This window comes from Amycolatopsis sp. NPDC051716, assembly GCF_040681595.1.
Lineage (GTDB): Bacteria > Actinomycetota > Actinomycetes > Mycobacteriales > Pseudonocardiaceae > Amycolatopsis.
On the sequence record NZ_JBFAZA010000015.1, the window covers coordinates 1 to 14,638 of the forward strand.

General features: G+C 71.8%; 17 protein-coding genes. 11 read left to right on the forward strand and 6 right to left on the reverse strand.

The window, feature by feature from the left end; translation table 11 throughout:
- Nucleotides 1-196 precede the first annotated feature (196 nt).
- Together AB0M30_RS21455 and AB0M30_RS21460 are read left to right on the forward strand one after the other, a co-directional pair.
- The gene (locus AB0M30_RS21455) at nucleotides 197-2,323 is read left to right on the forward strand and encodes a phosphatidylglycerol lysyltransferase domain-containing protein (RefSeq protein WP_364586028.1); all 2,127 of its coding nucleotides are present in this window, start codon (nucleotides 197-199) and stop codon (nucleotides 2,321-2,323) included.
- Nucleotides 2,324-2,419: 96 nt separating this feature from the next.
- On the forward strand, nucleotides 2,420-3,589 hold the full coding sequence (locus AB0M30_RS21460) for an acyl-CoA dehydrogenase family protein (RefSeq protein ID WP_103336742.1): 1,170 nt from the start codon (nucleotides 2,420-2,422) through the stop codon (nucleotides 3,587-3,589).
- A 57-nt stretch (nucleotides 3,590-3,646) separates the two neighbouring features.
- Here AB0M30_RS21460 and AB0M30_RS21465 read toward each other — a convergent pair whose 3' ends face one another.
- From AB0M30_RS21465 to AB0M30_RS21480, 4 genes are read right to left on the reverse strand one after another with little or no spacing between them, the layout of a single operon-like run.
- The gene (locus AB0M30_RS21465) at nucleotides 3,647-3,967 is read right to left on the reverse strand and encodes a hypothetical protein (protein ID WP_020641584.1); all 321 of its coding nucleotides are present in this window, start codon (nucleotides 3,965-3,967) and stop codon (nucleotides 3,647-3,649) included.
- A gap of 58 nt (nucleotides 3,968-4,025) precedes the next feature.
- Nucleotides 4,026-4,661 (reverse strand): TetR/AcrR family transcriptional regulator, encoded by a 636-nt coding sequence (locus AB0M30_RS21470; RefSeq protein ID WP_206785479.1) that lies wholly within the window; start codon nucleotides 4,659-4,661, stop codon nucleotides 4,026-4,028.
- Nucleotides 4,658-6,181, reverse strand: coding sequence for an ATP-dependent acyl-CoA ligase (locus AB0M30_RS21475; protein WP_364586031.1), 1,524 nt, complete (start codon nucleotides 6,179-6,181; stop codon nucleotides 4,658-4,660). The genes AB0M30_RS21470 and AB0M30_RS21475 overlap by 4 nt, the downstream gene beginning before the upstream one ends.
- Nucleotides 6,178-6,915 (reverse strand): enoyl-CoA hydratase/isomerase family protein, encoded by a 738-nt coding sequence (locus AB0M30_RS21480; RefSeq protein ID WP_364586033.1) that lies wholly within the window; start codon nucleotides 6,913-6,915, stop codon nucleotides 6,178-6,180. Before AB0M30_RS21480 ends, AB0M30_RS21475 begins: the two co-directional genes overlap by 4 nt.
- Nucleotides 6,916-6,963: 48 nt before the next feature.
- Here AB0M30_RS21480 and AB0M30_RS21485 point away from each other — a divergent pair, with 48 nt between their 5' ends.
- Nucleotides 6,964-8,550, forward strand: a complete 1,587-nt coding sequence (locus tag AB0M30_RS21485; RefSeq protein WP_364586034.1) for an amidohydrolase — start codon at nucleotides 6,964-6,966, stop codon at nucleotides 8,548-8,550.
- Nucleotides 8,551-8,554: 4 nt separating this feature from the next.
- Here AB0M30_RS21485 and AB0M30_RS21490 read toward each other — a convergent pair whose 3' ends face one another.
- Nucleotides 8,555-8,875, reverse strand: coding sequence for a hypothetical protein (locus tag AB0M30_RS21490; protein WP_364586036.1), 321 nt, complete (start codon nucleotides 8,873-8,875; stop codon nucleotides 8,555-8,557).
- Nucleotides 8,876-8,930: 55 nt separating this feature from the next.
- Between AB0M30_RS21490 and AB0M30_RS21495 the strand changes: the two genes are divergently transcribed.
- The 6 genes from AB0M30_RS21495 to AB0M30_RS21520 all read left to right on the forward strand — a co-directional run bounded on the left by AB0M30_RS21495 (nucleotide 8,931) and on the right by AB0M30_RS21520 (nucleotide 13,351).
- Nucleotides 8,931-9,371 carry a GNAT family N-acetyltransferase gene (locus AB0M30_RS21495; RefSeq protein ID WP_364586038.1) on the forward strand — a complete coding sequence of 147 codons (441 nt, stop codon included), beginning with the start codon at nucleotides 8,931-8,933 and terminating at the stop codon, nucleotides 9,369-9,371.
- A 40-nt stretch (nucleotides 9,372-9,411) separates the two neighbouring features.
- Nucleotides 9,412-10,095, forward strand: coding sequence for a metal-dependent transcriptional regulator (locus tag AB0M30_RS21500; protein WP_013230121.1), 684 nt, complete (start codon nucleotides 9,412-9,414; stop codon nucleotides 10,093-10,095).
- Between the two features lie 69 nt (nucleotides 10,096-10,164).
- Nucleotides 10,165-10,983: an LLM class flavin-dependent oxidoreductase gene (locus AB0M30_RS21505; protein ID WP_364586040.1), complete on the forward strand. Its 819-nt coding sequence runs from the start codon at nucleotides 10,165-10,167 to the stop codon at nucleotides 10,981-10,983.
- A gap of 72 nt (nucleotides 10,984-11,055) precedes the next feature.
- On the forward strand, nucleotides 11,056-11,388 hold the full coding sequence (locus tag AB0M30_RS21510) for a transcriptional regulator (protein WP_364586042.1): 333 nt from the start codon (nucleotides 11,056-11,058) through the stop codon (nucleotides 11,386-11,388).
- Nucleotides 11,389-11,417: 29 nt separating this feature from the next.
- The gene (locus AB0M30_RS21515; protein WP_364586044.1) at nucleotides 11,418-12,476 is read left to right on the forward strand and encodes an alcohol dehydrogenase catalytic domain-containing protein; all 1,059 of its coding nucleotides are present in this window, start codon (nucleotides 11,418-11,420) and stop codon (nucleotides 12,474-12,476) included.
- Between the two features lie 248 nt (nucleotides 12,477-12,724).
- Entirely contained in the window at nucleotides 12,725-13,351 is a 627-nt protein-coding gene (locus AB0M30_RS21520) for an alpha-ketoglutarate-dependent dioxygenase AlkB (protein WP_364586046.1), read from the forward strand.
- On the opposite strand, the gene AB0M30_RS21525 is transcribed toward AB0M30_RS21520, so the two are convergent.
- Nucleotides 13,348-13,929, reverse strand: coding sequence for a winged helix-turn-helix domain-containing protein (locus AB0M30_RS21525; protein WP_364586048.1), 582 nt, complete (start codon nucleotides 13,927-13,929; stop codon nucleotides 13,348-13,350). The genes AB0M30_RS21520 and AB0M30_RS21525 overlap by 4 nt on opposite strands.
- An 81-nt stretch (nucleotides 13,930-14,010) precedes the next feature.
- Between AB0M30_RS21525 and AB0M30_RS21530 the strand changes: the two genes are divergently transcribed.
- Nucleotides 14,011-14,364, forward strand: coding sequence for a hypothetical protein (locus AB0M30_RS21530; RefSeq protein ID WP_364586050.1), 354 nt, complete (start codon nucleotides 14,011-14,013; stop codon nucleotides 14,362-14,364).
- On the forward strand, nucleotides 14,357-14,608 hold the full coding sequence (locus AB0M30_RS21535; RefSeq protein ID WP_364586052.1) for a hypothetical protein: 252 nt from the start codon (nucleotides 14,357-14,359) through the stop codon (nucleotides 14,606-14,608). The genes AB0M30_RS21530 and AB0M30_RS21535 overlap by 8 nt, the downstream gene beginning before the upstream one ends.
- Nucleotides 14,609-14,638 lie beyond the last annotated feature (30 nt).

Here is a 14,638-nt window from a genome sequence, read left to right on the forward strand (position 1 = left end):
AGGCCAGACCGACCGCACCAACTACCCAGCAACCATCACCATCACGATCATCACCGAGTTGACACACGCCCCTGAGCCTTAACTTTCCGGCATTGAGGTTAACCCCGGTCCCCGGGCGGGCTGGCCCGGTGACCCGCCACGAGCGTCCGGCGGATGCTGGGCTTCCGAGCACCGGGCCACTTCCCAGGAGACAGCGATGAGCAGCTCGCGAACACTCACCGAGCCCGTGACCGCCCCGGCGGCGCCGGCGCGCGTCCACGCGGTGGCCACGGTGCTGCGCCGGCGGCTGCCGTTCACGACCGGCGTGCTGATCGCGATCATCGTCGCCGGCATCGCGACCGGCACGCTGTGGGACGCCGCGAGCGACCGGACGTGGTTCGGCCAGGTCGGCTACGGCCTGCCCGCGCTGGCCGACGGCGGGTGGTGGACGCCGGTGACCGGTTCGTTCCTCGCCCTGACACCGGTTTTCTACCTGCCGGTGCTGCTCTCGTTCGCCGTCTTCGCCGGCGGCGCGGAATGGCGGCTGGGCACCGGGCGGACCGTGGTGATCTGCGGGCTCGGCCAGCTGGCCGGCGTGCTCGGTGCCGCGCTGACGCTCCTGGCCTTCCGGGACACCGGGTGGCCGTGGGCGCACAGCCTCGCCGCCCACGTAGACGCCGGTTTCTCCGCGGGCGCACTCGCCTGCGCGGCGGCGGTGTCGGCGACGCTGCGTTCGCCGTGGCGGCTGCGGCTGCGCGCCGGGCTGTGGGTCTACGTCGGCGTGTCCTTCCTGTTCCTCGGCGGGCTCGCCGACCTCGAACACCTGTGGGCCGTCGCGCTCGCCCTTCCGCTGAGCCGCCGCCTGGCCGGTGGCCGCCACGTCGGCCCGCGGGGCCGGGTGCGGGCCGGGCGCCGCGAATGGCGCCTGTTCGCCGCCACCGGCCTCGCCCTCATCGCCGTCGCCGAACTGGTGCTCTGGCTGTTCCCCGCGGACAGCCCGCTGGGCACCACCGGCGGCGAGGACACCGGCTGGGGCATCGCCGTCAACATCGCCTTCGTCGCCCTCCTGGCGAACGGGCTGCGCAGCGGCCGGCGCGTGGCTTGGTGGGGTGCGGTGACGCTCGCCATGATCAACGTGCTCGCCGGCGCGGTGGCCGTGCTCGGGTTCGCCTTCGGCCAGGAGTCCACGGCGGAGAAGGCCCTCACCATGACGGGTGCCGTGCTGTGGGCGGCCGAGCTGGCCCTGCTCGTCCTGACCCGCTGGGCGTTCCGGGCCCCGCTGCGCCGCGGCTTCGGGGTGTCCGCCGGGATCGGCGGGGCCGACGCGCCCGCCGTCCGCGACCTGCTCGGCCGGCACGGGGGCAGCACGCTGTCCTGGATGGCCACCTGGCCGGACAACGCGCACTTCCGCGGTCAGGACGGGCAGTCCGTCCTCGCGTACCGGCGGCACGCCGGGGTGGCCGTCGGCCTCGGCGACCCGATCGGCCCGGCCGGCTCCGCGGCCGGCGCGGTCCGCGCGTTCGCCGTCGCCTGCGAGCACGCCGGCGTCGTGCCGTGCTTGTTTTCCGTCACCCGGCCGGTCGCCGACGCCGCCGCGCGGCTGGGCTGGAGCCGGGTGCAGATCGCCGAAGACACGCTGGTCGACCTGGAGGGCCTCGAGCTGCGGGGCCGGAAGTGGCAGAACGTGCGCTCGGCGCTCAACCGCGCCGCGAAGGAAGGGATGAGCTACCGCCACGTCGTGCTGGCCGACGAGCCGTGGGGCGTCCGCAGCCAGGTCCGCGCCATCTGCGACGAATGGGTCGGCGACAAAGGCATGCCGGAAATGGGTTTCACGCTCGGCGGCATGGAGGAGGCCCTGGATCCGGCGACCCGGGTCGGCCTGGCCGTCGACGCCGACGGCAGTGTGCACGGCGTCACCTCGTGGCTGCCGGTGCACGGGCCGGATGGCGAGGTCCACGGCTGGACCCTGGATCTCATGCGTCGCCGCGGCGACGGGTTCCGGCCCGCGATGGAGTTCTTGATCGGCTCCGCCATGCTGACCTTCCAGGCGGCGGGGATGCGGTTCGTGTCGCTGTCCGGCGCGCCGCTGGCCCGCTCCGGTCCGGACACCGAAGCGGCGCCGGTCGAGCGGCTGCTGGCGGTGCTGAGCCGGGAGCTGGAACCGGTGTACGGCTTCCGGTCGCTGCACGCGTTCAAGGCGAAGTTCAACCCGCGCCACGAGCCGATGTACCTGGCCTACCGCGACGAAGGCGACCTCCCGCGGATCGGTGTGGCGCTGACCCGCGCGTACCTGCCGGACACGAGCGTGCACACGTTGGTGAAGTTGGCCACTACGCACGCCTGACGTCCGAGTTCTTGCGCGGGCGCGGGGAGACGCGCACAATGATGGGTAAGCAAGCGCTTAGCCAGTGGCAGTGTTGGTCGGAGGAGCAGCTACCCCATGGACTTTTCACTCAGCACCGAAGAACGGGAAGTGCGCGACTGGGTCCGCACGTTCGTCCAGCGGGAGCTGATCCCGCTCGAGCAGGAAGTCCTCCGGCGCGAGCGCGCCCACCAGCCCGGCCTCACCGGCGAGGAGCTCAAGGACCTCCAGCTCAAGGCGAAGGAGTCCGGCTTCTGGGGCGTGCTGACCCCGGAGGAGTACGGCGGCATGGGCTTGTCCGCCGTCATGGCCGCGCTGCTGGAGGCCGAGCTCGGCCGGACCTTCGTGCCGTTCCGCTTCGGCGGGGCCGCCGACAACATCCTGTTCCACGCCAACGAGGAGCAGAAGCAGACCTACCTGCTGCCGACCATCTCGGGCGAGCGCAAGTCCTGCTTCGCGATCACCGAGCCGGGCGCCGGGTCGGACGCCAAGGCCATCCGGACCACCGCCCGCAAGGACGGCAGCGACTGGATCATCAACGGCGAGAAGACCTTCATCACCGGTGGCAACGAGGCCGACTTCACCATGGTCTTCGCGATCACCGACCCGGAGAAGGGCGCGAACGGCGGCGTCACCTGCTTCCTCGTCGACCGCGAAGCCGGCTGGAAGTCCGAATACATCGACACCATGGGCGAGTGGGGCCCGGCGTCGCTGATCTTCCAGGACGTCCGCGTCCCGGAGACGCAGATCCTCGGCGAGGAAGGCCGCGGCTTCGAGCTCGCCATGCAGTGGATCGGCCAGGGCCGTTACCTCCTGCCGGCGCGCGCGATCGGTTCGTGCGAGCGGCTGATCACCATGGCCATCGAGCACGCCAACACCCGCGAGACGTTCGGGCAGAAGATCGCCGAGCGCCAGGCCATCCAGTGGATGATCGCCGACTCCGGCGTCGAGCTGGAAGCGCTGCGGTGGCTGGTGCTGCACGCCGCCTGGCAGGTCGACCAGGGCGTGGATTCGCGGCACGCGCAGTCGATGGCGAAGCTGTACGGCGGCCAGAAGGCCAACGAGATCGTCGACCGCGTCCTGCAGATCCACGGCGGCATGGGCTACACGCGGGAGCTGCCGGTCGAGCGGTGGTACCGCGAGCTGCGGCTGCTGCGCATCTACGAAGGCACCGACGAAATCCAGCGCCGCACGATCGCGCGCAACCTGCTCAAGGGGCACGTCAAGGTGGGCGGCACACTGGGCTGAGAACGCGAGAAGCCGTCAAGGCCGCTGGAAAGCGGCCTTGACGGCGCTTCGGCTTGCTTACTTCTTGTTGCGGATGGCGATCGGGACGCCTGCGAGGTCCTCTTCGTTGCACAGGAGCTTCACGTCGTAGTACGGCGAACCCTGGCGGTCGTCGTAGTCGAGGTGGATGGCCAGGACGTCGAGCGGCTCGCCCAGCCACTCCTGCGCCTGCCGCAGCCAGGCGGAGCACCGTGCCAGGGCAGTGGGGAGATCGTCATCGCGGAACTCGACGGGGCGATAGGGCACATCCTGCACCTGATCGCGGGGGCTTTCCGGCGCCGGGAGGCCCGGCGCGAGACCCGAGTCGTCCAGTTCCAGTTGGATCGTTTCCTCAGTCACCCTTCGAGCGTCCCCCACGCACGCCGTCTGGGCAAGGCGTACACAGGTAAAAGCGCCGCTAAACGGACACGCCCCACTCTTTCGCGACGATTTCCCGGCACCGCCGCAAGTCGGTCACACCGGGCGCGGACGTGCAGCCCAGCGCCCTCGACGCCAGTTCCGCGTAGTGCTCCGCCAGCTCGTCCAGTGCCAGCGGGCCGCGTGGGGAATACCACCTCGCGACGCCGCTGCACATCTCGAGCAGCGCGAGCCGGGTCACCGCCGGGTGCTCCACACGGAACACCCCCGCCGCCACGCCTTCGTCGATCGCGGCCGCCCACAGCCGTTCGTAGGCGTCCCGCAGGGCGACCACCGGTTCGCGCGCGGCCGGGGACAGGACGTCGACTTCGTTGTCCACCACCCGGGTTTCCGCCGGTCCGACGGCGTGCGCGAGGACGTGCAGCGCGACCAGCGTGCGCAGCCGGTGCACCGGGTCACCGCCGCCCGCGGTCGCCTCGCGGGCCGCGTCGAGCAGCCGGTTCAGCGCGGTGTGCATGATCTCGGCGAGCAGATCCTCTTTGGTGCCCATGTAGTGGTACAGGCTGGCCGAGGAGAGTTCCGCCTCCTGCGCCAGATCCCGGATCCCGGTGCCGTGGAAGCCCTTGGTGGCGAACAGCTTCACCGCGGCCGCGCGCACCCGCTCCCGGCTGCTCACAGCCATGCTTCCGCCTTCGCGTCCCAGGAACCGGCGCGCGGGTCGGCGACCTTCCGCAGCTCGCCCTTGGCCACCCGCTCCGACGGGGTCATCGGCAGCGCGTCGGCGAACGACCAGAACCGCGGAACCTTGAAGTAGGCCAGTTTCCCGGCGCAGAACGCGGCCAGCTCGGCGGGGTCCGGCCGGTCGCCGTCGCAGACGACGTAGGCCTTGATCTCCTCGCCGCGCAGCTCGTCCGGCACCGCGACGACGGCCGCCAGCCGGACCGCCGGGTGCAGCAGCAGCGCGCGCTCGACCTCGTCCGCAGAGACGTTTTCGCCGCTGCGGCGGATCATGTCCTTCGTCCGGCCGATGTAGTAGACGCGGCCGGCGGCGTCCATCCGGGCGAGGTCGCCGGTGTGGAACCACCCGTTTTCGAACGCTTTCGCCGTCGCGTCCGGATCGTCGTGGTAGCCGTGCATCAGCCCGATCCCGCGGATCAGCAGCTGCCCGGTTTCCCCGCGCGGCACCGGCTTCCCGTCGTCGCCGGCGATCAGCACCTCGCGGTCGCGGCTGGGCCGCCCGATGCAGCCGGTGCCGACGGTCGCGTCGTGGTCGGCGGCGGTCATCCGGATGTCGCCGCCGGTTTCGGTCATGCCGAACGCCTCGTACCACGGCACGCCCCAGCGCCGTTCCAGTTCGGCGTGCAGGTCGTGCGGGATCGCCGACGCGCAGATGGCGCGGACGCGGTGGTCGCGGTCGGCTTCCGACGGTTCCTGGCGCAGCAGTAGCGTCGGCATCAGGCCGAGGCAGTAGAACCAGGTGACGCCGTGTTCGCGAACCTTCGCCCAGAACGTGCTGGGGTGGAAGCGGTCCAGGACGACGAGGGTGGCCCCGCCCGCGAGTCCCAACGCGACATTCCACTGTGGATCGATGTAGTGGAACGGCTGCGCGGTCAGGATGACGTCGTCCGCGCCGACGGCCGGGAAGTCGGTGGCCAGGCTCACCGCGAGGGTCGTCCAGTAGCTGTTCGGCAAAACGCAGCCCTTGGGGGCGCCGGTGGTGCCGGAGGTGTACTGGATGTTGACCGGCAGCTCGGGCACGGGCGTGAACTCCGGCGGCTCGGCGCCGGTGCGGAGCTCGTCCGGGGTGATCACCTCGGTCAGGCCGATCCGGCCGAGCAGCTCGGTGAATTCGGGCGCGGCGACGGCCAGCTTCGCGCCGGAGTGGCGCAGGACGTGGGCGCCGTCGAACTCCCGGTAGTTCGTGTTGACCGGCACCAGCTGCGCGCCGATCTTCGCCAGCGCCAGCCAGGTCAGCGGGAACGCGGGCACGTTCCGCAGCATCACCGCCACCCGGTCGCCGGGGCCGATGCCGCGCTCGGCCAGCGCCGCGGCGATCCGGTCGCTTTCGCGATCGACCTCGGCGAAGGTGAACGTCCGCTCCAGGTCGTCGAACACCCAGGCCGGGCGTTCGGGCCACAGCGCGGCGGCCCGGGTGACGAGCTGCGCGAGCGTCCCGATTTCGGCGAGGGGCGTCACGCCCGGCTCCGGAAGGCTTCGGTGGACGCGGCGACCGCGGCCGAGTGCTCGGTGATCAGGGCGTGGCTGACCTCGAGTTCGAGGGCCGGTTCGAGGTCCGTGCTCGCGTCGAGGACGCGCTTCGCCATGGCCGCCGCCGCGGGCGGGTGCTCGGCGATCCGCTTGGCCCAGCTCAGCGCTTCGGCCTGGAGCTGCTCGGCGGGCACGGCGGCGTTGACCATGCCCAGCTCGGCGGCCTTCCGGCCGTCGAAGCGCTCGCCCAGCAGCAGGAGCTCCTTCGCCTTGAGCGGGCCGACCAGCAGCGGGAGCAGCCGCGACGCCGCGCCGGTGACGCTCAGGCCGAGCGAGACCTCGGGGAAGGCGAACACGGCGTCCTCGGCGGCCAGGATCAGGTCGCAGCCGAGCGCGAACTCCGCGCCGGCGCCGATCGCGTAGCCGTGCACCGCCGCGATCACCGGCTGGCGCAGCCCGCGCAGCCGCCGCGTGACGTCCTGGAGCCGGTCCAGCCGCGCCCGGGAGTCACCCGCGGGGGTGGGCTCCTTGAGGTCGTGGCCGGCGCAGAAGGCCCGGCCGTTCCCCGACAGCACGACGACACGGGCGTCGCTGCGCGCGGCCGCGTCGAGGGCGGCGAGGAAGTCGTCGACCAGGACGGCGGCGACCGCGTTCAGCCGCTCGGGGCGGTTCAGCCGGATCTGCGCGATGCCGTTCTCGACGGCGAACTCCACGGTGGGCATGAGGGCGATGCTAGACGTTCGATCGATCGATCGATAGCCTCTGGATTTATGCGGGTCGACACGATCTACGAGAACGCCACGGTGTGGACGGGCAACGGCGTCACCAGCGCACTCGCCGTCCTGCACGGCCGGGTGGTCGCGCTCGGGGACGACGCCCTCTCGCTGTCGGCGCGCGCCCGCGTCGACCTCGCCGGCGGGTTCGTCGTGCCCGGCTTCCACGACGCGCACAACCACATGGCGTGGTTCGGGATGGGCCTCGACGACGTCGCACTGGGCGGCTGCCGCAGCGTCGAGGAGGTCTACGACGCCGTCGCCGCGCGAGCCGCGACGCTGCCGCCCGGGAGCTGGGTGGTCGGGAGCGGGTACGACCAGAACAAGCTCGCCGGCGGGCACCCCGACCGGCACGGCCTCGACCGCGCGGCGCCGGGGATGCTCGTGCGGCTCAAGCACACGTCCGGGCACATGACCGTGGTCAACTCGGCCGTGCTCGACCAGCTCGACCTGGCGAACGTGCCGGTCGGCGGCGACGTCGTGCCGGACGCCGGCGGCTCGCCGACCGGATTGCTGCGCGAGCAGGCCCAGCTGCTGCTGCGGCCCCTCACGTACCCGACGCCGGTTTCGCGCGTGGTCCGCGGGCTCGAGCGGGCGTCCGAGCGCTACCTCTCGGAGGGCATCACCAGCGTCCAGGAGGCCGGGATCGGCGGCGGCCTGGTCGGCGAGACGCCCGCCGAACTGGCCGCCTACCAGGAGGCGCGCGACCGCGGCGTGCTGCGCGTGCGCAGCACGGTGATGGTCGCCGCGAGCGTGCTGCACGACCTGCCCGACGCCGCCGGCTTCGGCCTCGACCTCGGCCTGCGCACCGGCCTCGGCGACGAGTGGCTGCGGGTCGGCCCGATGAAGTTGTTCGCCGACGGCTCCCTGGTCGGACGCACCTGCGCGATGCACGACCCCTTCGACGGAGAGCCGGACAACCGCGGCTACTTCCAGGTGCCCGAAGACGAGCTGGCCCGCACGATCCGCCGCGCGCACGAGGCGGGCTGGCAGATCGCGACGCACGCGATCGGCGACCGCGCGATCACCGTCGTCCTCGACGCCTACGAAGCCGCGTTGGCCGCTTCGCCGCGCACGGATCACCGGCACCGCATCGAGCACTGCGCGGTGCTCCAGCCCGCGGAGCTGACCAGGCTCGTCTCGCTCGGCATCATCCCGTCGCCGCAGGGCCGGTTCGTCAACGAGCTCGGCGACGGCATGCGCGCCGCGCTCGGCGAGTCACGCGTGCCCTGGTGCTACCGGCTGCGCAGCGTCCTCGACGCGGGCTGCGTGCTTCCCGCGTCCTCGGACCGGCCCGTCGTGAACGGCGCGCCCCTGCTCGCCCTGGCCGACATGGTGCGCCGGCGCACGGCCTCCGGCGCGCCCTTCGCGCCCGAAGAGGCGCTGACGCCGGAGCAGGCGTTGCGCGCGTACACGTACGGATCGGCGTACGCGACCTTCGCCGAGCGTGACCTGGGCACGCTCGAACCCGGGAAGCTCGCCGACTTCGCCGTGCTGTCCGGTTCGCCCCTGGACGAGTCCGCTTTGGACGCGCTCAGCGTGCAAGGCACCGCCGTCGGCGGCGAACTGCGTTATCAAGCGTGATGACTCACTTCCTTCCCACGAACTCGAGTGCTTCCTCGGCCAGCTCGGCCCAGGGGCGGGGCGACCCCGTGTCCAGCGCCAGCCATTCCTTCATCGGCGTGCCCTTGTTGGCGTCGAAGCGCACGCCGTGCCCGCCCTCCACGAGCTCGTCCACTCGCGCGCGAGGCAGCTTGAGCACCAGCCGACCGCGGACGAACATCGCGAAGATCCGGCCGTGCGCACGCAGCGCCGAGCGCCCGAACCCGCCGGTCGTGCCGGGTGGCGTGATGCCCGGACGTCCGGTGAACTCGTCGACCAGGTCCTCGAACTTCTCCTCTGGTGACATCGACCACCTCCGATCCCGACAGTAACGACCACCACCGACAAAAAAGGGAGGCGAGATGCCCGTCCGCGACGCCGTCTTCGAAGACATCGAAGAGATCTGCGCGCTCATCGAGGAGCACGCCGTCTACGAAGACAACCACGACCTGAAGCTGGACCGCGCCGAGATGAGCGGGCACCTGTTCGGGCCGGGCCCGAAGGCGTGGGTGCTCATCGCGACCCCGCCCGGCGAGCCGGGGACGGTGGCCGGCTTCGCCTTCTGCAGCTGGAACTTCTCCACCTGGGAAGCCCGGCCGGGGATCTGGCTGGACGACCTGTTCGTCCGGCCCGCGTACCGCCGCCACGGCCTCGGCGGCGAGCTGCTGGACGAGCTGCGCACCCGCACGACCGGCCGCGTGGAGTGGGACATGCAGGAGGGCAACGAAAAAGGCGAGGCGTTCTACGCCCAGCTCGGCGCCGAACCGGTTCCGGGCTGGATCCGCTACCGCTGGCGGCCGTGAACTTTCACGAGAAAGTACCCGGCCCCGTATCGTATGCGGTATGGGAGACGGTTCGGTCCGGAGGTCCTCGTCGGTCGAGGACTACGTCCGGGTGATCTACGGCCTGGTCGAGCGGGGTGAAGCGGTCACCAACGCGTCGCTCGCCGGCCGGCTGGAGGTCAGCCCGTCCTCGGCGTCGGGGATGGTCACGAAGCTGTCCCAGCTGGGCCTGGTCACCCACGTGCCGTACCGCGGCATCGAGCTCACGGCCGACGGCAGGCTCCTGGCGCGGTCGGTGCTCCGGCGCCACCGGCTGATCGAGACGTACCTGGTGTCGGAGCTCGGCTACACGTGGGACGAGGTCCACGCGGAGGCGGACGCGCTGGAGCACGCGGTGTCCGACAGGCTGGTCGAGCGCATCGCGGCGAAGCTCGGCAACCCGGTCCGCGACCCCCACGGCGACCCGATCCCGGCCCCGGACGGCAGCGTGGAGGAGCTGCCGGTCCGCATCCTGGACGACCTCCCGCCGGGCGCGGTGGGCGAGATCGTCCGGGTCTGGGACACGGACCCGGAGCTGCTCAGGTACCTGACGGAACACGCGATCAACCTGGGTGAGCGCATCGAGGTCGTGGAGCGGCAGCCGTTCGGGGGGCCGATGGTGGTCAAGGTGGGGTCGCCGCCGGATGCCGCCACGCACGCCATCGGCAAGGAGATCGCGCAGGCCCTGTCGGTCACCCTGCGCTGAGGGACGTACGCGCGGGTGACGTCGTGAAGCGGATGTGGTGACCAGCCCCCGCCCGCGACGATGGCCCGCATGAAACCCTTCCGCTTCGGCGTCGTCGCCGGTTACTCGCCCAACCTCACCTCGTGGACCGCCCAGGCCGAGCGGGTCGAGAAGCTCGGGTTCGACACCTTGCTCGCCACCGATCCCGTCGGGACCGCCGATCCGTTCGTGCTGCTCGGGGCCGCCGCCGCGGTCACCCTCGACCTCACCATCGGCACCTTCGTGCTCGCCGACCCCTTCCGCGACGCCAGGGCGCTCGGCTGGCAGGCGCAGACCCTCCACCGGCAGACCCGCGGCCGGTTCGAGCTCGGGCTGGGCGTCGGACGGCCCGGTGCCGAAGGGCACGCCGCGACGCTGGGGCGGGAATTCCCCTCACCGGGTGAGCGCATCACACGGATGGCCGCCACGATCGCGCACCTCAAGCGGGACGCCGACCGGCCGCGGCTGATGCTGGCCGGCGGGGGGCCGAAAATGCTGGCGCTCGCCGCGCAAGAAGCCGACACCGTCACGTTCACCTGGGCGCCGACGACGACCGAAGCCGAAGCGACGTCCATTGTGGATCGATTCCGCGTTCTCGCCGGGCCGCGGCTGCCGGAGATCGAGCTCGGCCTGAACCTGATGGCGATCGGGACGGAACCGTCGCCCGCGATCGCGCGGTGGGCCGGGGAGGACGTGCCCGAGCTCGCCGCCGGCGGTGCGGTGACCGTCCTTCCCGAGGATCCCGGCGAGGCCACGGAAAAGCTTCTCGGCTGGCGGGAGCGGTGGGGGATTTCCTACGTCACGATCAACTCCGGCTACGCGGAACCGTTCGCCGCGATCGCCGACGAGACGCGCAAGGCAGGTGGGTGAGGACCCTTCCGATCTTGCGAACCGGGGCCTACGCTCCAATCTTCTTAATCGGGAGTGCTTCGGAGCGTTGTGATGACCGGTCAGCGAACACGCACCATCGACCGGGGGGAACAGGCGGAGCTGAGCCGGCTGCTGGCAGCCGGACCGTTCGACGTGGCCCTGCGGGCGGCGATCCGGGCCCGCGGCCTCGGCCTCGAGCGGATCCGCTATCGCTTGCGTGGCAGGGGAACCACGGTCAGCCTGGCCACCCTCAGCCACTGGCAATCGGGACGGTGCCGGCCGGAGCGGCCGGAATCGTTGGAGGCCCTGCGGAATCTCGAGGACATCCTGAACGTGCCGGCCGGCTCGCTCAGCAAGCTCCTCGGCCCGCCGCGGAGCAGGACGAGGTTCCACGCGCTCACTTGAGCAGCGTCGAAGGCGGTTAGGCTCGTGCCGTGCGAGCTGTGGTCATGGAGGAGTTCTGCGTCCCGCCCGTGGTGCGGGACGTGCCGGAGCCGGTGGCCGCGCCGGGTGGTGCGGTGATCGAGGTCGACGCCACCGGCGTCTGCCGCAGCGACTGGCACACCTGGCAGGGGCACGACACCGCCGTCACGCTGCCGCACGTCGCCGGGCACGAGCTCGCCGGCCGGGTCGTCGCGCTCGGCGAAGGCGTCCGCGGCTGGGAGCTCGGCGCGCGCGTCACCGTGCCGTTCGTCTGCGCCTGCGGCACGTGCGCCCAGTGCGCCCGCGGTGACCAGCAGATCTGCGACCGCGAGTTCCAGCCCGGCGCCACGCACTGGGGGTCGTTCGCCGAGCGCGTGGCCATCGAGCACGCCGAGACGAACCTGGTCGCGCTGCCGGACTCGCTCGGCGCCGCCGAGGCCGCGGCCCTCGGCTGCCGGTTCGGCACGGCGTTCCGCGCGGTGCTGCGGCAGGGGCGCGTCACCGCGGGCCAGTGGGTCTCGGTGTACGGCTGCGGCGGTGTCGGGATCTCCGCGGTGCTGCTGGCCGTCGCGGCGGGCGCCAAGGTCGTCGCCATCGACGTCTCGGCGGCCGCCCTCCAGCTGGCCGCGAAGTCGGGTGCCGCCGTCACGGTCGATTCCTCGGCCTTCGACGGCCCGGAAGCCGTCGCCGCGCACGTCCGCGAGCTGACCGGCGGTGGTACGCACGTCTCCCTCGACTGCCTCGGCTCGCCGTCGACCTGCGCGGCGTCGGTCGGCAGCCTGCGCAAGCGCGGCCGGCACGTCCAGGCCGGGCTGATGCCGCCCGCGCAGGGCGTCGCCCCGATCCCGATGCACCGGGTCATCGGCGGCGAGCTGGAGCTCGTCGGCATCCACGGGCTCCAGGCCCACGAGTACCCGGAGCTGCTGCGCGTCGTCGAGACGGCGGGCATCGACCTCGCCGCGCTGATCGGCCGGCGCATCGGGCTCGACGACGTCCCGGCCGCGCTGGCGGCGATGAACGACCCCGTGCCGGCGCACGCGGGCGTCACCGTCGTGACGTTCCGTGCCTGATCGGCGGCACCGCGGTCAAGAGACCCGTTCGTAGCTGATCCACGCTGGCATGTGACATTCAGGTGTGGGAATGTCTACTTCACGGTGGCCCAAAGCGAGGGGACGCGGCCGCAGGACCGTCCCGCTGCTCCATTGGGACGGCTCCTGCGGCTGTTCGTTGCCGCGGGGGTCACGTTCCGCGGTCACCGCGTGGTGCCTTCGACGAGCACCGACCGTGTGCGGCGGGAGTCTCCGGCACAATCGAGGTGATGGACGCCCTCCTGCCGCGCCCGCGCGCCGAGATCGCGCCCGGCGCCGTGCACCTGCCCGACTGGCTCGGCTTCGACGAGCAGCGCGAACTCGTCGCGGCCTGCCGCGGCTGGTCCGGTTACCGCCACACCCGGCTGCCCAACGGCGGCGTGATGTCGGTGAAGTCGGTCTGCCTCGGCTGGCACTGGTACCCGTACGGCTACTCGCGCACGACCGGCGAGGGAACGCCGGTGCTGCCGTTCCCGGACTGGCTCGGCGATCTCGGCCGCCGCGCGGTGGCGGCCGCGTACGGCGAGCCGGCCGAGGCGTACGCGCCGGACATCGCACTGGTCAACTTCTACGACGCCACCGCGAAAATGGGGCTGCACCAGGACAAGGACGAGCGCAGCCTCGAGCCGGTGGTGTCGGTCAGCCTCGGTGACGCCTGTGTGTTCCGCTTCGGCAACACCGAGACCCGCGGCCGGCCGTACACCGACGTCGAGCTGCGTTCGGGTGACGTGTTCGTGTTCGGCGGCCCGTCCCGGCTGGCCTACCACGGCGTGCCGAAGACGCTGCCGGGCACGGCGGACCCGGCGCTGGGCCTGGCCGGGCGGCTGAACATCACGCTCCGGGTGTCCGGGCTCTAGTCCTCAGTGGACTCATCCTCGTCCGGCACCACGATGAACCGGACGGCCACCGACCGCGAGCCTTCGGGGTGCTGCCCCGGCTCGGTGGCGTACTTCCACACCAGGTTCTGGTACTCCTCGACGAAGGACGTCATCTGGTCCTTCGTCAGGTGCAACCCGGCGCGGTAGATCTGGTTCCAGCCCTTGGCGCTGTCGTAGCCCGCGTAAGCCCGGGCGACCAGGCCCAGGTCGTGACTCATCTTCAGCGCGCCGAGCTTGAGCATCGCTTCGCGCTCGTCCGGCGCGAGGTCGAGGCCGGGCGGGGTGTAGATGTCCTTCGACCGCGACTTCCACCAGCGCTCGCGGCCGTCCCCGCGGTCCTCGAGCTCCTCGATCAGCTCCAGGTCGGCGAGCTTGCGGAGGTGGTAGCTGGTCGTCCCGGTGCTCTCGCCCAGGGCCTTCGCGACGCTCGTCGAGTTCGCCTCGCCGTGTTTGCCCAGGTAGCTGAGGATGTCCCGGCGCACGGGGTTGGCCAGCGCCTTGTAGAAGGCCTTGAGGTCCGCGCCGGTCAGGACGCGCTTTTCGGGACGGTCGACCATGCCGGAAGCCTACTACAGAGGTTGTTTGCAAAGAACCTCTGCAATCGCTACCTTGGGTCGGGAGAGAACTCGGGGGTTCGCATGAAGAAGCTCTTCTGGGCGGCCGGGCTGTGCCTGCTGCCGTGGATCGCGGTGCTGGGGACGACGTTGCCGGAGGTCGTGCAGGCACAGCACTGGCGGCTGGCCTGGACGGGCTTCGACACGGCGGAGGCGGCCGGCCTGCTGCTCACGGCCTGGTTGCTGAGCCGCGGCGACGCGCGGACGCCGCTGGTCGCGACGGCCACGGCGACGCTGCTGCTGGCCGACGCCTGGTTCGACGTCGTGACGGCCGGCGACGACGTCGTGTTTTCGCTGCTCATGGCCGGTCTGGAGGTGCCGCTGGTGCTGGCGTGCCTGTCGGTCGCCGTGCCGCGGCCGGTGCCGGCGCATGTCTGAGCTGGACCCGCGGCTGCGCGACGAGATCGACGACCAGGTCGCCGAGGCCGTGGACGCCTACCTCGCCGAGCGGCGGCCGCGCCGGCGGTGGCGCGCGTGGCCCGTGGTGGTGACGGTGGCACTGGGGGTCGTCACCACCTGGCTGGCCCCGGGCGCGGCCTGGGCGGCGTGGCTCGCGATCGGGGTCACGAACGCCGCCTGGCTGGTGGTCGGGGGGGGTGGGTGGGGGGTTGTACCCCCCTAGGCACCACAACCGCGGGGGGGACTTCGGTAG